Origin of the sequence: Bradyrhizobium sp. USDA 241 (genome assembly GCF_049739505.1) — a bacterium.
Lineage (GTDB): Bacteria > Pseudomonadota > Alphaproteobacteria > Rhizobiales > Xanthobacteraceae > Bradyrhizobium > Bradyrhizobium liaoningense.
The window spans coordinates 1,953,720-1,973,707 of sequence record NZ_JBMGPZ010000004.1; the positions used below are offsets into that span (position 1 = coordinate 1,953,720).

The 19,988-nt window shown below is 65.6% G+C and carries 19 protein-coding genes; 11 read left to right on the forward strand and 8 right to left on the reverse strand.

Features of this window, described 5'->3' with window-relative positions; translation table 11 throughout:
* Positions 1–97: 97 nt before the first annotated feature.
* Positions 98–796, forward strand: a complete 699-nt coding sequence (pdeM, locus tag ABIF91_RS18945; RefSeq protein WP_050995119.1) for a ligase-associated DNA damage response endonuclease PdeM — start codon at positions 98–100, stop codon at positions 794–796.
* A gap of 293 nt (positions 797–1,089) precedes the next feature.
* On the forward strand, positions 1,090–1,521 hold the full coding sequence (locus ABIF91_RS18950) for a hypothetical protein (RefSeq protein ID WP_035669167.1): 432 nt from the start codon (positions 1,090–1,092) through the stop codon (positions 1,519–1,521).
* Between the two features lie 44 nt (positions 1,522–1,565).
* On the opposite strand, the gene ABIF91_RS18955 is transcribed toward ABIF91_RS18950, so the two are convergent.
* Positions 1,566–2,321, reverse strand: a complete 756-nt coding sequence (locus ABIF91_RS18955; RefSeq protein ID WP_035669169.1) for a DUF2865 domain-containing protein — start codon at positions 2,319–2,321, stop codon at positions 1,566–1,568.
* 245 nt (positions 2,322–2,566) lie between these two features.
* The gene (gene pyrE, locus ABIF91_RS18960; protein WP_028176382.1) at positions 2,567–3,130 is read right to left on the reverse strand and encodes an orotate phosphoribosyltransferase; all 564 of its coding nucleotides are present in this window, start codon (positions 3,128–3,130) and stop codon (positions 2,567–2,569) included.
* A gap of 172 nt (positions 3,131–3,302) precedes the next feature.
* On the opposite strand from pyrE, the gene ABIF91_RS18965 reads away from it, so the two are divergent.
* Positions 3,303–3,929 (forward strand): glutathione S-transferase family protein, encoded by a 627-nt coding sequence (locus ABIF91_RS18965; protein ID WP_028176381.1) that lies wholly within the window; start codon positions 3,303–3,305, stop codon positions 3,927–3,929.
* Positions 3,930–4,049: 120 nt separating this feature from the next.
* Here the strand turns inward: ABIF91_RS18965 and ABIF91_RS18970 are convergent, their stop codons facing one another.
* The 3 genes from ABIF91_RS18970 to ABIF91_RS18980 form a co-directional block, all read right to left on the reverse strand.
* Positions 4,050–4,685: a LysE family translocator gene (locus ABIF91_RS18970; RefSeq protein WP_028176380.1), complete on the reverse strand. Its 636-nt coding sequence runs from the start codon at positions 4,683–4,685 to the stop codon at positions 4,050–4,052.
* Between the two features lie 104 nt (positions 4,686–4,789).
* Positions 4,790–7,867, reverse strand: coding sequence for a DNA polymerase I (gene polA, locus ABIF91_RS18975; protein WP_028176379.1), 3,078 nt, complete (start codon positions 7,865–7,867; stop codon positions 4,790–4,792).
* Between the two features lie 177 nt (positions 7,868–8,044).
* Positions 8,045–9,112, reverse strand: a complete 1,068-nt coding sequence (locus tag ABIF91_RS18980) for an acyltransferase family protein (protein WP_035669173.1) — start codon at positions 9,110–9,112, stop codon at positions 8,045–8,047.
* 192 nt (positions 9,113–9,304) lie between these two features.
* On the opposite strand from ABIF91_RS18980, the gene ABIF91_RS18985 reads away from it, so the two are divergent.
* The 6 genes from ABIF91_RS18985 to ABIF91_RS19010 all read left to right on the forward strand — a co-directional run bounded on the left by ABIF91_RS18985 (position 9,305) and on the right by ABIF91_RS19010 (position 16,218).
* Complete coding sequence (locus ABIF91_RS18985) at positions 9,305–10,621, forward strand: UDP-glucose dehydrogenase family protein (RefSeq protein WP_028176377.1); 1,317 nt, start codon at positions 9,305–9,307, stop codon at positions 10,619–10,621.
* A 128-nt stretch (positions 10,622–10,749) separates the two neighbouring features.
* Positions 10,750–13,224 (forward strand): ATP-dependent helicase HrpB, encoded by a 2,475-nt coding sequence (gene hrpB / locus ABIF91_RS18990; RefSeq protein WP_424579308.1) that lies wholly within the window; start codon positions 10,750–10,752, stop codon positions 13,222–13,224.
* A gap of 127 nt (positions 13,225–13,351) precedes the next feature.
* Positions 13,352–13,864, forward strand: a complete 513-nt coding sequence (locus ABIF91_RS18995) for a TIGR02281 family clan AA aspartic protease (protein ID WP_028176375.1) — start codon at positions 13,352–13,354, stop codon at positions 13,862–13,864.
* Positions 13,865–13,926: 62 nt separating this feature from the next.
* Positions 13,927–14,223 carry a nucleotidyltransferase family protein gene (locus tag ABIF91_RS19000; protein ID WP_028176374.1) on the forward strand — a complete coding sequence of 99 codons (297 nt, stop codon included), beginning with the start codon at positions 13,927–13,929 and terminating at the stop codon, positions 14,221–14,223.
* Positions 14,213–14,560 carry a HepT-like ribonuclease domain-containing protein gene (locus ABIF91_RS19005; RefSeq protein WP_028176373.1) on the forward strand — a complete coding sequence of 116 codons (348 nt, stop codon included), beginning with the start codon at positions 14,213–14,215 and terminating at the stop codon, positions 14,558–14,560. Before ABIF91_RS19000 ends, ABIF91_RS19005 begins: the two co-directional genes overlap by 11 nt.
* Before the next feature lie 158 nt (positions 14,561–14,718).
* Complete coding sequence (locus ABIF91_RS19010) at positions 14,719–16,218, forward strand: phosphomannomutase/phosphoglucomutase (protein ID WP_028176372.1); 1,500 nt, start codon at positions 14,719–14,721, stop codon at positions 16,216–16,218.
* Positions 16,219–16,230: 12 nt separating this feature from the next.
* Here the strand turns inward: ABIF91_RS19010 and ABIF91_RS19015 are convergent, their stop codons facing one another.
* The 3 genes from ABIF91_RS19015 to ABIF91_RS19025 form a co-directional block, all read right to left on the reverse strand.
* Complete coding sequence (locus ABIF91_RS19015; protein ID WP_028176371.1) at positions 16,231–17,070, reverse strand: sterol desaturase family protein; 840 nt, start codon at positions 17,068–17,070, stop codon at positions 16,231–16,233.
* A gap of 9 nt (positions 17,071–17,079) precedes the next feature.
* Positions 17,080–17,391, reverse strand: a complete 312-nt coding sequence (locus ABIF91_RS19020; protein WP_050995118.1) for a cysteine rich repeat-containing protein — start codon at positions 17,389–17,391, stop codon at positions 17,080–17,082.
* A gap of 74 nt (positions 17,392–17,465) precedes the next feature.
* Positions 17,466–17,687 (reverse strand): hypothetical protein, encoded by a 222-nt coding sequence (locus ABIF91_RS19025; protein WP_028176370.1) that lies wholly within the window; start codon positions 17,685–17,687, stop codon positions 17,466–17,468.
* Between the two features lie 182 nt (positions 17,688–17,869).
* Here ABIF91_RS19025 and ABIF91_RS19030 point away from each other — a divergent pair, with 182 nt between their 5' ends.
* Positions 17,870–18,592 (forward strand): response regulator, encoded by a 723-nt coding sequence (locus ABIF91_RS19030; RefSeq protein ID WP_028176369.1) that lies wholly within the window; start codon positions 17,870–17,872, stop codon positions 18,590–18,592.
* Entirely contained in the window at positions 18,592–19,941 is a 1,350-nt protein-coding gene (locus ABIF91_RS19035) for a sensor histidine kinase (protein WP_028176368.1), read from the forward strand. Before ABIF91_RS19030 ends, ABIF91_RS19035 begins: the two co-directional genes overlap by 1 nt.
* Positions 19,942–19,988 lie beyond the last annotated feature (47 nt).

Genomic DNA, 19,988 nt, shown 5'->3' on the forward strand with positions numbered 1-19,988 from the left:
GGGGCTCAATTCTCTCCACGTCATGCCCGGGCTTGTCCCGGGCATCCACGTCCTTGTCTCTGCGGCAAGAACGTGGATGGCCGGGACAAGCCCGGCCATGACGGAGAATGTAGCGGTATCGATAACTTCGACGTGGCACGTTGACGTCGCAGGCATCGCGCTGCACGCCGATCTCTCCGGCGCGCTGTTCTGGGAAGAGCAGCGGCTGCTCGTCGTCTCCGACCTGCATCTGGAAAAGGGTTCGAGCTTCGCGATGCGCGGCGTGCTGCTGCCGCCTTACGATACCTTCGCGACGCTCGGCCGGCTCGCCGCCGTCATCGCCCGCCATGATCCGCGAATCGTCGTCGCGCTCGGTGACAGCTTTCATGACCGCACCGCGCATGAGCGCCTGTCGCCCGACGACCGCAATGCCGTCGCGGCGCTCCAGGGCGGCCGCGACTGGATCTGGATCTCAGGCAATCACGATCCCATGCTGCCGCGCGATCTCGGCGGCACCGTCGCGGACGAAGTCACGATCGGCCCGATCACCTTCCGCCACGAGCCGACCGGCGCAAGCGGCGAGATCGCCGGCCATCTGCATCCGAAGGCGCGCGTCTCCGCGCGCGGTCGCTCGATGGAGCGCCGCTGTTTCGCCAGTGACGGGATGCGTGCCGTGATGCCCGCCTTCGGCGCCTATGCCGGCGGCCTCAGCATCCGCGACGCTGCCTTCGCCAGGATCTTTCCGAGGAACGGCTTCGTCGCCCATCTGCTCGGCGACCGTCGGGTCCACGCCATCGCGGCGTCGCGCTGCTATTGAGATCCCGGCCCAAATTAGGACAGCGCTACATCCAGTACTCTTCCGGAATCGCCCAGGCCCGTTGCCGGTTCTAACATCACGCTTGCCGGGGCTGGAATTTCTCATCCCGAACAAGATTGTAACCGGCAGGGGGCCGCTGCGAGGCGGCCCCTTCCGATTCGGGATTCGCCAGGACCGGCGCACCATTTCCCTGGAACAAATTAAGAACACTTTAGCAAGTCTTTGATATATCATTGTGATTCGGCGCTTCGCCGACACAATATCTAGCGTCTGTCCGACTTTGCGAGGACTACATGTCCACCGTTGCCTTCGACCAATTTGCCCTTACCCGGATCGCCGATTTCGCGCGCTCGCTGTCACGGCTGCATCAGGCGGCCCGGCGCTACGCCGTCGATGACGACCAGTTCGATCGCGAATTCAACGCGGTGTGCCAGTCGATCTGGGGCTACACCATCGACGACATCAGCGACGATCTGTTCTCGACCGAGGACCATCTGTTTCTCGACACGCTGGACGAGGCCCATGCGCGCATCTTCGCGGCCGAGCAGGGTTACGACCTTGTCGACGAAGCGGGCATGCTGACCGATTGGTGGGGCTTTTGCTGGATGATCTTGGCCGAGAAGCGCGGCCTCTTGACGCCGGAAAACCGCGCCGCCGCGCGTGCGGCGATCGAGGAGAAATATTTGGCAGCGCCGAACGTGATCGGGGTGATTATCGGGAGGTGACCGCCCGTGCCCCGGACAAAGCGCAGCGCGCCCGGGACGCGAGATCAATCCAGCCCCGCGCGCTTCGCCGGCTTGGCGGCCGTTTTTGGCACCGTCACGTCAGGCAGCACCTCGCGCACGATCTCGGCGGGGGCCGGGGCGTCCGTCGACACCGTCTCTGCCCGCACCGGCGCCACTTTCATCTCGCCGAGGCGCGCGCGGACCTGGGCAGTGAGGCCGGGATAGGAGGCAACCGGGGTGAAGTCCGCGGCCTGGTCGTTGCCGACGCGGATGCCGGTATAGGCGACGAGGCCGTCGGTGGTGGCAATCACGTCGCCGGCCTTCAGCGACGAATCCAGCGCAAGATCGACCGGGGCAAGGCCGACCGGATCACGGCCGTTGCAGGTGCAGTCGGCGCGCAGCGCCTTGCGATAGGCGAACGCGTTCTCGCTGTCGGCGTAGCGCTCGCCGGTCTGCGAATAGGCACCGTCGATGCTGGATCCAAAATAGACCTTCGTGGCGGTGGCGGGGCAGAAAGCCTGACACATCTGCGCTGGTGAGACCATGCCCCGCATCAGCGGGAAATATTTGCCATCGCAGCTGCGCACGCAGAAAGCCGGGCCCGAGCCGCCGGCTGCGGCCGAGCGTGTCGGCGGCACATATTGCGGATTCTGCTGGCCTGTGAAGGGATCGGAGTAGGAGTTCGGCTGCTGTGGCTGCGGCCGTTGCATTCCGCCGAACAGGAAGTCGAACAGGCCTTCGGCCGAAACCGGGGCCGGGGCCGCAAGCATGGGAACCGCAACCATGACGGCTGCGAGCATCGCGCGACGCTGCGTATGGGACAACTCTGTACGCACAGCTCACTCCACCCGACGCTATGGAACCGGCCAGGACCGCTCGCGGTCTCAAGCACACGATTCACCGTAATGCGCGATGGTAAATGAGCTGTTGCGTGGAGGCGGTTTCAAGACGAGGCGGTGATCTCTTTATGGCCGCGCGCAGCTTTCACGGACGGCGTTGCTCCCGGGGCACGCTCGGGCATGTCGGCGGAGAATGCCTCGTCCTCTTACGCCTTCAGGAACTCCGACGCCTTGTACAGCGAGCGGAACGGCAGGCCGGCCGCACCGAAGGTGTCGGTGGCGCCTTCCTCGCGGTCGACCATGGTGAGCACCAGCACCACATTGGCGCCGGCCTCGCGCACCGATTCCACCGCCTTCATCGCCGAACCGCCCGTGGTGGTGACGTCCTCGACGATCACGACGCGTTTGCCCGCCAGCGTCTCGCCCTTGGGCAGGCCTTCGATCGCGAGCTTGGCGCCGTGTTCTTTCGGCTTCTTGCGCACGAAGAAGGCCGCGATCGGATGGCCCTTGATCCAGGAGATCTGCGCCAGCGCGCCGGCGAGCGGCACGGCGCCCATCTCGAGCCCACCGATGAAATCGAGCTGGTCGTCCTTGAGCGCCTCATAGGTCAGCTCGGCGAGCAGCGTCGCGCCTTCAGGGTCGAGCATGGTCGGCTTGAGGTTGAAATAGAAATCGCTCTTGCGGCCCGACGCGAGCGTCACCTCGCCGCGGCCGAATGAGCGCCGGCGGATGATTTCGAACAGGCGGGCGCGGGAGGCAGATTTCGACACGGCGGTCCCTCGAACAGCGTCTTTGGTGGAGGCGGAATTTATCCGGCACAGTCGCGACATTCCAGAGGGGGCGTCTCCCGTCAACAGGGATCGGCCATCCCGGACCGCCGGTTGTGAGGGCGCAACCTTCTGGGGTAGTTGAGGGGGCAAGCCTCCTGGGGAAGGAAACGGAATGACCATCGAGCTGTACACCTGGAACACGCCGAACGGCCGCAAGATCTCGGTCGCGCTGGAGGAAATAGGGCTGCCCTACAAGGTGATCCCGGTGAACATCACCAAGGGCGAGCAGATGGCGCCCGAGTTCCTCAAGCTCTCCCCCAATAACAAGATTCCCGCGATCGTCGATCCTGAGGGGCCCGACGGCAAGCCCGTCAGCATCTTCGAATCAGGCGCGATCCTGCTTTATCTCGGCGAAAAGACCGGCAAATTCCTGCCGAAATCGCTGAGCGAGCGGATTCCCGTCTACGAATGGCTGATGTGGCAGATGGGCGGCTTCGGCCCGATGCCGGGCCAGGTGCACCATTTCATCGCGCTGGAGAATGAGCAGGAGCGCGCTTACGGCCTGAAGCGCTTCATGGCGGAGACGCGCCGGCTCTACGGTGTGCTGGACCGGCGGCTCGAGGGGCGCGACTTCGTCGCCGGCGAGCTCTCGATTGCCGATTTTGCCATCCTGGGCTGGGCCTGGCGCCACCCTCGCCACAAGGTTGATCTGGCCGACTTCCCCAACGTCAAGCGCTGGTACGAGGCGCTGATGGCGCGCCCGGCGGTGAAGCGCGGGATGGAAGCGAAGCTGGATTGAGCTGACGCTGTCGTCGCCCGGCTCGACCGGGCGACCCAGTATTCCAGAGACGGCGGTGATTGAGTCGAGAGGCCGCGGCGTACTGGATGCCCCGGTCAAGCCGGGGCATGACAGTAACCCTCACACCTTCTTCGCTTCCACCGCCATCCGCACCGCGAGCCCGGCCAGCACCGTGCCCATCAGCCAGCGCTGCACCAGCATCCAGCTCGGCCGGTTGGCCAGGAACAGTGCGATCGATCCCGCCGCGAGCGCGATCATCGCATTCACGCTGACGCTGATCGCGATCTGGATTGCCCCTAGCGCCACCGACTGCACCAGCACGCTGCCGGCGGCGGGATCGATGAACTGCGGCAGCAGCGCGAGATAAAGCATCGCGATCTTCGGGTTGAGCAGATTGGTGACGAAGCCCATCGCGAACAATTTGCGCGGGCTGTCGACCGCGAGCTTCCTCACCTGGAACGGCGAACGCCCGCCCGGCTTCACCGCCTGCCAGGCGAGCCACAGCAGATATCCGGCGCCGGCAAAGCGCGGCGCGTCATAGGCGAACGGAATGGCGAGCAAGAGCGCCGCGATGCCGAACGCCGCGCACAGCATGTAGAACACGAAGCCGAGCGCCACGCCGCCGAGCGACACGATGCCCGCCGCCGGCCCCTGCGTGATCGAGCGCGAGATCAGATAGATCATGTTCGGTCCCGGCGTGAGCACGAGGCCAAGGCTGACCAGGGCAAAGCCGAGCAGGGCGGAGGTATGGGGCATGGATGAACCGGTGCGGAGGACGCAACGGTTCTAATATGCGCGGCGATCCGTATGCCATCACGCAATTGCTCGGAGGACAATTGAGTTCGGCGAGGCGAAGCGCCTCAATGCGCCTCGTCCCAATTGTTCGCCGCGCGCGCGTCGACATGGAGCGGCACGGAGAGCAGCACGGCCGGGAACGGCGCATCCTGCATCACGTGCTGCACGACGGGAAGCGTCGCCTCGACCTCGGCGTCGGGCACCTCGAAGATCAACTCGTCATGCACCTGGAGCAGCATCTGCGCCGACAGCTTCTTTTCGGCCAGCGCATCCTCCACGCGCGTCATGGCGCGGCGGATGATGTCGGCGGCTGTGCCCTGGAGCCGCGCGTTGATCGCGGCGCGCTCGTTGAAGGCGCGTACCGAAGCGTTGGAGGCCTTGATGTCGGGGTAGTGGCACTTGCGGCCGAACAGCGTGGTGACGTAGCCGTGGTTCCGGCAGAAGTCGCGCGTCTCGTCCATATAGGCGCGGATGCCGGGGAAACGCTCGAAATACTTCTTGATGTAGGCCGAGGCCTCTTCGCGCGCGATGCCGAGCTGGTTGGCGAGGCCGAACGCCGAGATGCCGTAGATGATGCCGAAATTGATCGCCTTGGCGCGACGGCGGATCTCGCTCGGCATGCCCTTGATCGGCACGCCGAACATTTCCGATGCCGTCATGGCGTGAATGTCGAGCCCGTCGCGGAACGCCTGCTTCAGCACGGGGATGTCGGCGATCTCGGCCAGCAGCCGCAGCTCGATCTGCGAATAGTCGGCGGAAACCAGCTTGTGTCCCGGTGCGGCGATGAAGGCACGGCGGATCTTGCGGCCATCCTCGGTGCGCACCGGAATGTTCTGAAGGTTAGGCTCGTTGGACGACAGCCGGCCCGTCGTCGTCGCGGCCAGGGCGTAGGTCGTGTGCACGCGATGGGTCTGCGGGTTGACATAGGTCGGCAGCGCGTCGGTGTAGGTCGATTTCAGCTTGGAGACCTGGCGCCACTCCAGAATCTTCTTCGGGAAGTCGTGGCCCTGCTCGGCGAGCTCGTCCAGCACCTGCGCGGTGGTCGACCACGCTCCGGTTTTCGTCTTGGTGCCGCCGGGCAATCCCATCTTGCCGAACAGGATGTCGCCGATCTGCTTGGGGCTGCCGACATTGACCGGCTCGCCCGCGATCTCCTGGATTTCGGCCTCGACGCGCGCCGCGGTCTGGGCAAAGTCGCCGGAGAGGCGGGACAGGACCTGACGATCGATCGAGATGCCGCGCCGCTCCATGCGTGCGAGCACCGCGACCAGCGGTCGCTCCAGGGTCTCGTAGACCGCGCTCATGTGCTCGGCGACCAGGCGCGGCTTCAGCACGCGCCAGACGCGCAACGCGACGTCGGCGCCTTCGGCCGACAGTGGCGCGGCCTTGTCGATCGGCACCTGGTCGAAGGTGATCTTGCCCTTGCCGCTGCCGAGCAGCTCGCTTTCCTTCAGCATGGCATGGCCGAACCAGCGCTCGGACAGCGATTCCAGCGCGTGCGAGCCGCGGCCCGCGTCGAGCACGTAGGAGATCAGGAGCGCATCGTCGATGTTGCGCAGGGTGATGCCGTGCTGAGCCAGCATCACGGCGGTGAATTTGACGTCGAAGCCGATCTTGAGGACGCCGGATGATTCGAGCACCGGCCGCAGCGCCTGCAGTGCGTCGTCATGCTTGACCTGGTCCGGCGCGAGGCCGGCGTCGAACAGGCCGGCGCCGCCGCCGGACTGCTTGTGCGCCAGCGGCACGTAGCAGGCCTCGTTGGGCGCCAGTGCCAGCGCGATGCCGCAAAGATCGGCCTGCATCGGATCGATCGAGTTCGCTCTCGTCTCGATCGCGACATGGCCGGCATCGTGGATGCGCGCGATGAAGGCGTTGAGCTCCTTGAGCGTCTTGATGGTCTGGTATTTGCTGCGATCGACCGGAAGCTTGCGCAGCGCCTCTTCGCGCGCGGCGGCGAGCGAGATGGGCGCACCCTTCGGGCTCGCAGCCTTGTCCTCCTTGCCGGCCGACTTGTTGGGTTTGCCCGGCGCGGCTTGCGCCGGTGTGCCGGTTCCCGGTGTGGGCACGACGTCAGAGGGCGGCAGCGTCGTGAACACGCTGGCGCCGCTGGCATAGCCGGGATCTGCATCGACATTGGCGGGATCGATCTGCGCATATTCGGCGACGCGCCGCGTCAGTGTCGTGAACTCCATCGCCTTCAGGAAGGCGATCAGCTTGCGCGCGTCCGGCTCGTGGACGGCGAGGTCGTCCAGCGGCACCTCCAGGTCGACCTTGTCGTCGAGCAGCACGAGCTGCCGCGAGATGCGCGCCTTCTCGGCGTTCTCGAGCAGCGCCTCGCGCCGCTTGGGCTGCTTGATCTCGCCGGCGCGGAACAGCAATTGGTCGAGGTCGCCATATTCGGTGATCAGCTGCGCTGCGGTCTTGACGCCGATGCCGGGCACGCCGGGCACGTTGTCGGTGGAATCGCCGGCCAAGGCCTGCACCTCGACCACCTTGTTCGGCGGCACGCCGAACTTCTCGATCACCTCCGGAATGCCGATGCGGCGATCCTTCATGGTGTCGTACATGGTGACGCAGTCGGTCACGAGCTGCATCAGGTCCTTGTCGGAGGACACGATGGTGGCGCTGGCGCCGCGCTCGCAGGCCTGTCGCACATAGGTCGCAATGAGATCGTCGGCCTCGAAGCCGGTCTGTTCCAGGCACGGCAGATCAAAGGCGCGCACGGCTTCGCGGATCAGCGCGAACTGCGGGATCAGATCGTCAGGAGCCGGCGGCCGGTGCGCCTTGTACTCCGGATAGATCTTGTTGCGAAAGGTGATCTCCGACTTGTCGAAGATGATCGCCAGATGCGTCGGCCGGTTGTCCTCGGGCATCTCGCGCAAGAGCTTCCACAGCATGTTGCAGAAGCCGAGCACGGCATTGACCTGGAGCCCGTCGGATTTCCGGTTCAGCGGCGGCAGCGCGTGATAGGCGCGGAAGATGTAGGAGGAACCGTCGACCAGGAACACATGATCGCCCTTGCCGGCCGCCTTCGCAGCAACCGGTTTGGCAGCAGCTGTCGCAGTGGATTTGCTCTCGGCGACCGCCTTCGGTGCGGCCTTGGTGTCAGCTTTGGCGGAGGTCTTCGGGGAGGTTTTGGGCATGGCCGCAATGTATGGATTTTTGCGGCCTTTGACAGCCTTGGGAGGCGGATTTTTGGGGCACTATCCCCACTGTCATTCCCCACGAAGGCGCAGAAACCAGTACGCCGCGGCCCATCGGACGATCACAACTGTCTCTGGAATACTGGGCGCCCGGTCAAGCCGGGCGACGACAGCGTGCTACTCCGCCGCCTGCAACACCGGTCCCGCCTTCCTCGGCGCGATCCAGAACGCATCCGGCCGCTCGAACAGGAAGCGCGCATTGAGCCGCAGCGCCACCTGCCAGATCGCCAGCGCGCCGAGCACGCCGGCGATGGTGACGATCAGCGACACCGTGCCGATGTCGGGAATGACGCCCGTGCGCAGCAGCAGCGTCCGCGTCGCCGCCATCGGCAGGAAGAAGGCGAGGTAGATCACGATCGAATGCTCGCCGCAGAAGCGGAGGAAATTGAGCCACTGCGCGCGCGCGAGCAGCGTGCCCGTCGTGATGATGGCGCAGGCGCCGGCAAAGCCGAGCACGAGCGAGACGATTTTCCATTCGCTGGCCCCATGCGCGACCAGGCCGGCATTGATCAATGCCCAGGCCGCGAGCGCTCCGAGCGCGAGCGCGGGATGCTTTCGCGCACGATCCGAAAGGGCGAACACGTAAGGCGCGAACAGGTAGCCCGAATAGAAATAGACGAAGCGCGAGCAGAACTCGTCGATGACGGTCCAGCCGGTCGTGATCCGTGCGGTCTCCAGCGCGGCGGCGAGAAGCCAGATCGCGAGCGGCGGGAGTTTGCGTGTCAGTTTTGTGACGAGAAAGAAGATCGGCAGCAGATAGATGAACCATAGCGTGCCGAACGGCTCGATGAAGGATTCCAGGTACAAGAGGCCGACGTCGCGCCAGCCTGTCTCCGCCGCAAAGGCGGGCGCCTTGAAGCCGAACTGGATTGTCACCCAGACGACATAAAAATAAGCGAAATGCACCACCTTGCGGTCGAGATAGGTTCGCCAGTCCCGATCGATCACCAGAGACAGGAACAGGCCCGAAATCAGGAAGAAGTCCGGCATCCGGAACGGCTTTGCGAAGGCTACGGCGACATGCATGAACCCGGTCTGCCCGGCGGCGAGCTCGACCCCCAGCACCGAATGCATCATCACGACCATGACGATGCAGATGCCCTTGGCGTAGTCGACCCAGTCGACACGCGCGGCAGAAGGGGCCCTGGAAAGCCCGGCCGCCGCGATTGTGCCTGATCGTGCCATGATGTCCCCTTTCGAGGCGTGTTCCGCCCGTCCCTGTATGGGTGCGGGGCAGTTTGGAGCCCAGTGGTTTCCGACTTCTTTACCCGTTCAAATCGCGGGCCGGTTTTTGCATCCGGACTGTTCCATGACCTCGGGAAAATGCTAAACCGCCGCGAATTGGCTTCCGTTAACCAAGCTGGGACAGGATTTTTCATGCGCATCGCGATGATCGGCACGGGTTATGTGGGACTGGTTTCCGGAGCCTGCTTTGCGGATTTCGGCCACGACGTCACCTGCGTCGACAAGGACGAGAAGAAGATCGCGGCGCTTCATCGCGGAGAGATCCCGATCTACGAGCCCGGCCTCGACGAACTGGTCGCGACCAACGTCAAGGCAAAGCGGCTGGACTTCACCACCGATCTCACCAAGCCGGTCGCGGATGCTGATGCCGTGTTCATTGCGGTCGGCACGCCCTCGCGCCGCGGCGATGGCCACGCCGACCTGTCCTACGTCTACGCCGCCGCCCGCGAGATCGCGCAGGCGCTCACCGGCTTCACCGTCGTGGTGACCAAGTCGACCGTGCCGGTCGGCACCGGCGACGAGGTCGAGCGCATCATCCGCGAGACGAACCCCGCGGCCGACGTCGTGGTCGCCTCGAACCCCGAGTTCCTGCGCGAGGGCGCGGCGATCCGCGACTTCAAGTTCCCCGACCGCATCGTGGTCGGCACCTCCGACGAGCGCGGTCGCAAGGTGATGGGCGATATCTACCGCCCGCTGTCGTTGAACCAGGCGCCGCTGATGTTCACCGAGCGCCGCACCGCCGAGATGATCAAATACGCCGCCAACGCGTTCCTGGCGACCAAGATCACCTTCATCAACGAGATCGCCGATCTCTCCGAAAAAGCCGGCGCCAATGTCCAGGAGGTTGCGCGCGGCATTGGCCTGGACAACCGCATCGGCACAAAATTCCTGCATGCAGGTCCCGGCTTCGGCGGCTCGTGCTTCCCGAAGGACACCAAGGCCTTGATCAAGATCGCGCAGGACTACGACGTATCCTTGCGCATCGTCGAATCCGTGCTGGCGGTCAACGAGAACCGCAAGCGCGCGATGGCACGGAAAGTGAGCCAGGCGCTCGGCGGCTCGCTGCGCGGCAAGACCATCGCCGTGCTCGGCCTCACCTTCAAGCCCGACACCGACGACATGCGCGACGCGCCGTCGATCCCGCTGGTGACAGGCCTGATCGACATGGGCGCGACCGTCAAGGCGTTCGATCCCGTCGGCATGGAGCAGGCAAAAAGTGAACTGCCCAGCATCACCTACTGCGAGGACGCTTATTCCTGCGCGGAAGGCGCGGACGCGCTCGTCATCGTCACCGAATGGGTGCAGTTCCGCGCGCTCGATTTCGATCGGTTGAAGGCGACGATGGCACAGCCCGTCCTCGTCGATCTCCGCAACATCTATCGCCCCGAAGACATGGAAGCCGCCGGCTTCACCTACGAGAGCGTCGGCCGGCCCCCTGTGCAGGGCTGATAGCTGCATTTCTCGTTGAAAGAAGCCGTCATGGCCGGGCTTGTCCCGGCCATCCACGTCTTGTTCACTCTCGCCTGAAAGAACGTGGATGCCCGGCACGACGGCCGGGCATGACGAGTGGATAGACCTTGCCCCGCAGCTTCGACACGCCCCTCCCGATCGATGCCGTGCTCGACGATTTGTCGCGCACGCTGGAGGCCAACAACGCCGCCGTGCTGGTGGCGCCGCCCGGCGCAGGCAAGACCACGCGGGTGCCGCTGGCGCTGCTGGATGCGCCCTGGGCGAAGAATAAGAAGATCATCGTGCTGGAGCCGCGGCGCATCGCGGCGCGGGCCAGTGCCGATCGCATGGCCAAATCGCTCGGCGAGCGGACCAGCGAGACTGTCGGCTATCGCGTTCGCTTCGGCTCGAAGATCTCGCGCGCCACGCGCATCGAGGTGGTGACCGAAGGCATCTTCACCCGCCAGATCCTCGACGATCCCGAGCTCTCAGGCGTCGCCGCGATCCTGTTCGATGAATTCCACGAGCGCTCGCTCGACGCCGATCTCGGCCTCGCGTTGGCGCGTGATGCGCAAACCGGCCTGCGCGAGGATCTCCGCATCCTCGTGATGTCGGCCACGCTCGACGGCGCGCGCGTGGCCAAATTGCTCGGCGATGCGCCCGTCGTCGAAAGCGAGGGCCGCGCCTTTCCGGTCGAGACGCGCTATCTCGGCCGCAAGGCCGACGCGCCGATCGAGCGGCAGATGGCGGATGCGATTGCGTCGGCGCTGCGCGCCGACAGCGGCTCGGTGCTGGCGTTCCTGCCGGGCGCTGCCGAGATTCGCCGCACCCAGAACTTTCTCGGCGAGCGCGTGCACGACGCCTCCATCGAGATCGTGCCGCTGTTCGGCGCGCTCGATGCCGCCGTGCAGGACCGCGCCATCGCGCCGGCGCCCAGGGGCACGCGCAAGGTGGTGCTGGCAACCTCGATCGCCGAGACCTCGCTCACGATCGAAGGCGTGCGCATCGTGGTCGATTCCGGTCTCGCCCGCGTGCCGCGTTACGAGCCCGACATCGGCTTGACCCGGCTCGAGACTGTGCGCGCCTCGCGTGCGGCGGTGGACCAGCGACGCGGCCGCGCCGGCCGCACTGAGCCCGGTGTCTGCTACCGGCTCTGGGACGAGCCGCAGACGGCCTCGCTTGCGCCCTACACCCAGCCGGAAATCCTCAGCGCCGATCTGTCCTCGCTGGTGCTCGACCTCGCGCAATGGGGCGTCAGCGATCCCGCAGCGCTGTCGTTCCTCGATCCGCCGCCGCAACCGGCCTGGAAGGAGGCAAAGAGCCTGCTGACTGAGCTCAATGCGCTCGACGGTGACGGTCGGATCACCGTGGAAGGCAAGAGCCTGCGTTCGCTGGCGCTGCCGCCGCGGCTGGCGCGCATGATCGTGGATTCGCATCGTGCAGGCGGCGGCGAGGCCGCCGCCGAGATCGCCGCCATCATCACCGAGCGCGGGCTAGGCGGCGACAGCGTCGATCTCGAGCACCGGCGCGACCAGTTCCGCCGTGACCGCTCGCCGCGAGCGACGAGCACGCGCGATCTGGCGCGGCGCTGGGCCTCGCAGGTCGCCGCGTCGGAGAAAGCCGGGCAGCAGGAAGATCTCTCGACGGGCCTGATGCTCGCTTATGCCTTTCCGGACCGTGTCGCACGCAACCGCGGCAATGGCAGTTTCGTGCTCGCCAACGGCCGCGGCGCTTCCGTCGAGCAGACCTCCTCGCTCGCCCGCGCGTCCTACATCGCGATCGGCGAGATGACGGGGACGGCGGCGAGCGGACGCATCCTGCTCGCCGCGCAAATCACCCAGGACGAGATCGAGCGGCATTTCGCCGAGCATATCGAGACCGCCGATGAGATCTCGTTCGATCGCGGCGCGATGGCGCTGCGCGCGCGGCGCAGACGCGTGCTGCATGCCATCACGCTGTCCGAGGCGACACTTGCCGTGTCGCCCTCGGAGGACACCGCGCGCATCCTTGCCGATGGGCTGATCGCCGCCGGCCTCGACCGGCTGCCCTGGTCGAAGACCGCAAAACAATGGCGCGACCGCGTGATGTTCCTGCGCAAGGCCGAGGGCGAGGGCTGGCCCGATCTCTCCGACGACGGGCTGATCGCGCGGCGCGAGGATTGGCTGGTGCCGGCGCTCTACGACAAGATCGCGCTCAAGGACATCTCAGCGGGCGATCTCTCCGACGCGTTGATGGCGCTGCTGCCTTGGGACATGCGCGCGCGGCTCGATCGCGAGGCGCCGACCCATTTCGAAGCGCCGACCGGAAGCGCGCTCGCGATCGATTACGAGGCCGAGCAGGGGCCGACCATCGCGGTGCGGCTCCAGGAACTGTTCGGTCTCAACACCCATCCCTCGATCGCCGCGGGCAAGGTGCCGCTGGTGCTGGAATTGCTGTCGCCGGCCCAGCGTCCGGTGCAGGTGACGCGGGATCTCCCCGGTTTCTGGCGCGGCAGCTACGCCGCCGTGCGCTCCGACCTGCGCGGCCGTTACCCGCGCCACCCCTGGCCAGACGATCCTGCCAATGCGCTGCCGACCCGGCGGGCAAAGCCGCGCGGGACGTGAAAGTTCGATCGCGCATTAACCGTCCGCTCATGCTTTTCGTCAAAATAGCAGCTCTCTGACCGCGGCTTCGCTCGCCGCCGGGCACGCTGCGTGATGAAATCGAGCTTTCCGGCTCGGAAGTGGTGTGATGCGTAACATTATGATCTTCGCGGCCGTGATGATCGGCCTCGGCACCTTCATGGCCCAGATGGCGGACAAGATGAGCTCCGCCTCCGCCACCTCGGTCCCCCGCACGACGGTGGCCGTTGCCTCCGCCGCCCCGGCCGGCGGCCGCAGCCTCAGCATTTCGCGCGACGGCCGCGGTCATTTCCAGACCGAGGGTCGCATCGATGGCCAGCGCATCGGCTTCATGATCGACACCGGCGCCTCCGTCGTTGCGCTGAACGAGACCTCGGCCGCCCGTTTCGGCCTGCGTCCCTCGCGCGGCGAGTACACCGCCACCGTCTCCACGGCCAACGGCACCATCAAGGCCGCGCGCACCCGTATCGCCATGCTCGACGTCGGCGGCCTCGTCGTGCGCGACGTCGATGCCATGGTGCTGCCGGATGCGGCGTTGTCGGAGAACCTGCTCGGTCTCTCCTTCCTGTCCCGCCTGAAGCGATTCGAATATTCCAACGGCCAGATGGTGCTGGAGCAGTAGGCTCGCTGTCGCGCCCGAAGGAGGGCCTCCCGCCGGGGCGGGCGGGGTGCTATATTCCATTCATGAACGGCCCCGACGCGATAGCGATTCTGCGACAGTTCGAGCCTGCCCTGCGCCAGCGGGGCGTTGTGCATGCCGCGTTGTTCGGGTCGGTGGCGAGGGGTGAAAATCATTCCGGCAGCGATCTCGATATCATGGTCGAGATCGATCCCGATGCGCGGATCACGGTCTTCGATTATGTCGAGCTCAAGGAGTATATTGCCAGGCTGTTTGACGAGCCCGTTGACGTCGTCAACCGCGACGCCCTGAAGTCATACGTTGCTCCCGCCGCCACGGCCGACGCAATCTATGCCTTCTGAGCGCGTCGGCGGGATTCTCCAGGACATCCTGCATCACATCGATTTGGCGATCCAGTTCGCCGCAGGCCTTGATCGCAATGCTTTCGCTGCGGACCTGCGGACGGTCTATGCGGTTACACGATGCCTGGAGATTACTTCCGAGGCATCTCGCCGCCTGCCCGATGATGTGAAATCGAGACATCCGACGATCGCCTGGAGGCAGATGGCGGCGGCGGGCAACGTCTATCGACACAATTATGAGGACGTTGCAGCCCATCTCGTCTGGGAGACTGTTCAGCAGGCTCTGCCGCCTCTCAAGGAGGTCCTTGAAGAGGAGCTTGCACGGCTCCAGAGTTAGCCCGTTCTGGTCAGACATCTATATCGCGCCGCGAACCCCTGCTTCGTTACCAATCTGCCGCAATTATCGGCCATAAGCCTTCAATCCCGCCTTCCGCTGCGGCCGGGCATTCGCTAAGGCTGCAGCAAATCCCGCCCCTTTTTCACGAGACCGTCTCAATGTTCCCGAAGCCGAAATCCGTACTGTTGCCAAACACCTACGCCTTCGAATCCGAGCCGATGGTGAAGCCGACGGGCTTCCGCGAGTACGACGCGCGCTGGTTGTTCCAGAAGGAAATCAACCTGATGGGTGTGCAGGCGCTCGGCATGGGGCTGGGCGCGCTGATCGCCGAGCTCGGCGTCAGGCAGGAGATCGTCACCGGTCACGATTTCCGCGGCTATTCGGCCTCGATCAAATACGCGCTGATCTCCGGTCTGATGGCCGCGGGTTGCAAGGTGCATGACATCGGCCTTGCGGTGACGCCGATGGCCTATTTCGCGCAGTTCGACTTGGATGTGCCCTGCGTCGCCATGGTCACGGCCTCGCACAACGACAATGGCTGGACCGGCGTCAAGATGGGCGCCAACCGCCCGCTGACCTTCGGCCCCGATGAGATGACGCGGCTGAAGGAGATCGTGCTCAACGCGGAGTTCAAGAACAAGGCGGGCGGCTCCTATCAATTCCACGAGAACTATCCGGCGCGCTACATCGCCGACCTCACCAATCGTCCGAAGCTCAAGCGCAAGCTCAAGGTCGTCGCGGCCTGCGGCAACGGCACCGCCGGCGCGTTCGCGCCGCAGGTGCTGGAAGCGATCGGCTGCGAGGTGATCCCGCTCGATACCGAGCTCGATCACACCTTCCCGAAATACAACCCGAACCCCGAGGACATGGAGATGCTGCACGCAATCCGCGACGCGGTGCTGCATCACAAGGCCGATGTCGGCCTCGGCTTCGACGGCGACGGCGACCGCTGCGGCGTCGTGGACGACACCGGCGAGGAAATCTTCGCCGATAAGGTCGGCGTGATGCTGGCGCGCGACATGTCGGCAATCCACAAGGACGCGCAATTCATCGTCGACGTGAAATCGACCGGCCTCTTCATCACCGATCCCGTGCTGCAGAAGCAGGGCGCGAAGACCGCCTATTGGAAGACCGGCCATTCCTACATGAAGCGCCGCACCAACGAGACGGGCGCGCTGGCGGGCTTCGAGAAGTCCGGCCATTTCTTCTTCAATAAGCCGTATGGACGCGGCTATGACGACGGCCTGGTCTCGGCGATCGCGATCTGCGACATGCTCGACCGCGCGCCCGGCAAGTCGATGGCGGACCTGAAGAACGCGCTGCCGAAGACCTGGTCGTCGCCGACCATGTCGCCGCACTGCGCCGACGAGGTCAAATACGGCGTCATCGACAAGGTGGTGAAGCACTTCGAGGGCTTGCAGGCGAAGGGCGCCAAGATCGGCGGCCAGGCGATCCGGGATCTCGTCACCGTCAACGGCGTCCGCGTCACGGTCGAGGACGGCAGCTGGGGCCTGGTGCGCGCCTCCTCCAACAAGCCCGAGCTCGTCGTCGTGGTCGAGAGCCCTGTCTCCGAGCAGCGCATGCACGACATGTTCGAGATGGTGAACAGCGTGCTGCGCACGCATCCCGAGGTCGGCGAGTACAACCAGAAGATCTGAGCGCTAACGCGCTCAGCCTCCGGGCGGGCCGAACAGGGTGCGGAGCTTCGCGCCTGCACCCCGTGCCTTCCAGGCGTCGCCCAGCATCGCGATCCATTCGCCGAGCGCAATCCGGATCGGGTTGAAGGATTGCACGCCGCCAACGAGGCCGAACCGGAGCGGCTGGTCCGAGGGCCGTTCGGCAAAGGTCCCGAACAGGCGGTCGAACACGATGAGGATGCCGCCGTAGTTCTTGTCGAGGCACGGCTCATTGCAGGCATGGTGCACGCGATGGTGGCTCGGCGTGTTGAGCACCCATTCCAGGATGCCGAGCTTCGGCCCGAACTGGCTGTGGATGAAGAACTGATAGAGCAGGTTGATGCCGAGCATTGCCACGATCGCGAACGGATGAAATCCGATCAGCGCCAGTGGCAGGAAGAACAGGAAGTTGCCCGAGACGTTTCCGGTCCAGCCGAGCCGGATCGCCGCAGTCAAGTTCAGTCGCGTCGTCGAGTGATGCACTGCATGCGTCGCCCACATCCAGCGAATGCGATGCGAGGCGCGATGCTGCCAATAATACAGGAACTCGCTGCCCAGGAATAATCCTGCGAGCGCGAGCGGACCGGTCTGTGCGAAGTCGAACAGGCGGTGCTCGTACAGGAACGCGAACGGCATCGCGAGCATGCCTGCCTCGACCGCGCGCAGCAGGTTCTGTCCGAGGGCCACGCCAAAAGAGGCAGCGCTCTCGCGCCAGTCGTGGGTCTCGCGATGGGCAAGCCGGCCGATGCCGTATTCGAGCAGCATCAGGCCGATCGCCGTCGCCAGGACCATGTACCGGAGCGTTGGGTCGAGCAGGAGAGAAGCATAAACCACGGTGTCCTCCTATTTCGGGGTGACGCCGGCGCTGACGGCGCTGTCCCTCAGCGCCTGCGCGCGAGGCAATGCCTGTGCGCAGGACGAGGTGAGCTTGCCGGCGTGGGATTGCAGGCAGGCCAGGATGCGTCCGCCGCCCGGCGCGACGTTGCTGCAAAGGCTCTCGTAATCGGTGCGGCAGGCCTGCATGACCGTGCGCGCTTCGTTGCGCATCTGCGGCGTGATCTGCGTTTGCAGCTGGCTCTGCGCGAACGCGGAGGTCGAGGCGCCGAGGGCGACGATGGCCGCGGCTTGCGGCAGAACACGGAAGATCGATGGCACGGTACGGATCCTTTCTGGTCTGTTTCGATAGACCGTCGCCGCCCGGGGGCAGATGCGGCGACGGTCCGGCCCGCTCAGCGCGAGATCGTGCCGGTGCGGGTGTAGGTGTTGCCGGCGGGACCGGTGCGGGTGACGTTGCGCGTGCAGCTTCCGTAGGCGCAGCTTCCCGTCGCGGTAACGTGGGAAGTGCCGCGCGGCCCGGTCGCCGTCGCGGACCGCGTCCAGGCATTGGCGTCGGCCGCGGCGGCGAGCGACAGGCCGCCGATGACGAGGGAGGCAAGGAAGAATTTGGTCATGGTCGTCGTCTCCTGATGGGGCTGCCGTAAGCGGCAGCCATGGGGAGGAGACTGGTCGGGCCGCGTCTGCGGCGCATTGCCGGGACGAAACGATTGTTATGGCTTTGTCGGCCTCGTGTAACACTATGTAACAAGGAAGCTCGCGCCCTTGCCTGACGCGAGCCATTGCTCACAATGCAGCCATGAGTATGCAAGCAGCCACGATCCTCATGGTGGAGGACGATCCCGAGATCAGCCGCCTCGTTGCCGACTTCATGCGGCGCGAGGGGTTCGAGGTCGCTTGCGTCGCCGACGGCAAGGCCATGGATTCGATGCTCCAGCGCCTGCGGCCCGACCTCGTCATCCTCGATTTGATGCTGCCGGGCGAGGACGGGCTTTCGATCTGCCGCCGCTTGCGCGCCGACGATGCCATCCCGATCCTGATGCTGACCGCCAAGAGCGACGAGATCGATCGCGTGGTCGGCCTCGAGATGGGCGCAGACGATTACCTGACGAAGCCGTTCGGTCCGCGCGAGCTGCTGGCGCGGGTTCGCGCCATCCTGCGCCGTGCCAACGGGGCGCCGGCCAAGCCGCTGGTCCGGCGTTTTGCCTTCGACCGCTTCGTGATCGATCTCGATGCGCGCAGCGTCGAGACGACCGGGGGCGAGGCGCCGGAGCTGCAATTGACCAGCGCCGAGTTCGACCTGCTCGGTTGCTTCGTGCAGCGGCCGCGAAGGGTGCTCACGCGCGACCAGATCCTCGACTGGACCCGCGGACGTTCGGCCGAGCCGTTCGACCGCACCGTCGACATGCTGATCTCACGGCTGCGCCGCAAGCTCGACGGTGCAAGTCCCGGCTCCAACCTGATCACGACGGTGCGCAACGGCGGCTATCTGTTCACCGCGACCGTCAAGCAGGTGTCGTGATGCTGCGCGTGACGCTCGCCGCCCGGCTGGCGCTGATCGGACTGGTCGGCTTCATCGTGGTGGTTACCGTGCTCGTGGGGATATTCTACCGCACGACGCTGCAGGAGAACGAGCTCACGCGGCCATCGCCTGCGCGCCTCGATGCGCTTGCAACGTTGCTCGAGGGCACGGTCGGCGACGCACGGCAGGCCGTCCTCGACGCAGTGTCGTCGCCGCAATTCATGGCGCGGATCGTGCCGTCGGGGACGCCGGTCGACGGCGAGACGCCGGAGCAGCAGCGACAATTGCGCGAGACCTATGCGGCCGGCCTTGCGGGCCGCCCCGTGGAGATTGTGTCGCCGCCCGATCACCGCGCCAATCGATTTTTTCCTCGGCTCGCGCGGCTGATGGCCAATGCGATCGAATTCCGCATTGGCCTGCGCAGCGGCGATCTGCTCGTCATCGACGCCTATACCCGCCTGCCGGTGACCCAGTTCGGGCTGCCCGTGGGTTTCGGCGCGGGCCTGTTCGGCTCGATCGTGGCGCTGCTCGCGCTTCTGGTCATGCAGCGCGAGACGCGGCCGCTGGCGCAGCTCGCCGCCGCCGTCGATCGTGTCGACCTGTCGGCCGATCCGCCGCCGCTGCCGGATGCGCGCCGCAGCGCGCCGGAGATCCGCGCCGTCATCGCCGCGTTCAACCGCTTGCAGGGACGGCTTGCCGAGATGCTGCGTGCGCGCATGACGCTGGTTGGCGGCATCGCCCACGATGTCAGGACTTTTGCGACACGGTTGCGGCTGCGCGTCGAGCACATTCCCGACGATGCCGAGCGGCAGCGGGCGGTCGCCGATATCGACGACATGATCCGCCTGCTCGATGACGCGCTGCTGTCGACGCGGGCGGGTGCGGGCGGTCTGTCACAGGAGATGGTCGAACTCGCCGCGCTGGTGGCCGTCGAGGTGAACGACCGGCATGCTCAGGGCGCGGCGGTCGATCTGGTCACGGACGAGCGTGCGCGCGACGTCGTCGTCCTCGGCGACCGGCTCGCCCTGCGGCGGGTCTTCGCCAACATTATCGACAACGCACTCGCCTATGGCCATGCCGCGCATGTGCGCACGGCCCTGAAGGACGGTGCCGTCGTGGTGTCGATCGGCGACGAGGGGCCCGGGATTCCCGCCGATCAGCGTCAGACCGTGCTCGAGCCGTTCCACCGGCTGGAGAAATCGCGCAATCGCGCAACCGGTGGCGCCGGTCTTGGTCTCGCCGTTGTCCGCAGCCTGGTCGAGGCCCATGGCGGGACGATCGAGATCGGCGCGGCGCCGGGCGGAGGCACGCGCGTCAGCGTCACCCTTCCGGTGTTTCAGCCGGCTTGAAGCGTTTTCGAGCGAAGTGGATACCGGTTCGCGTGAAGAAAACGCGT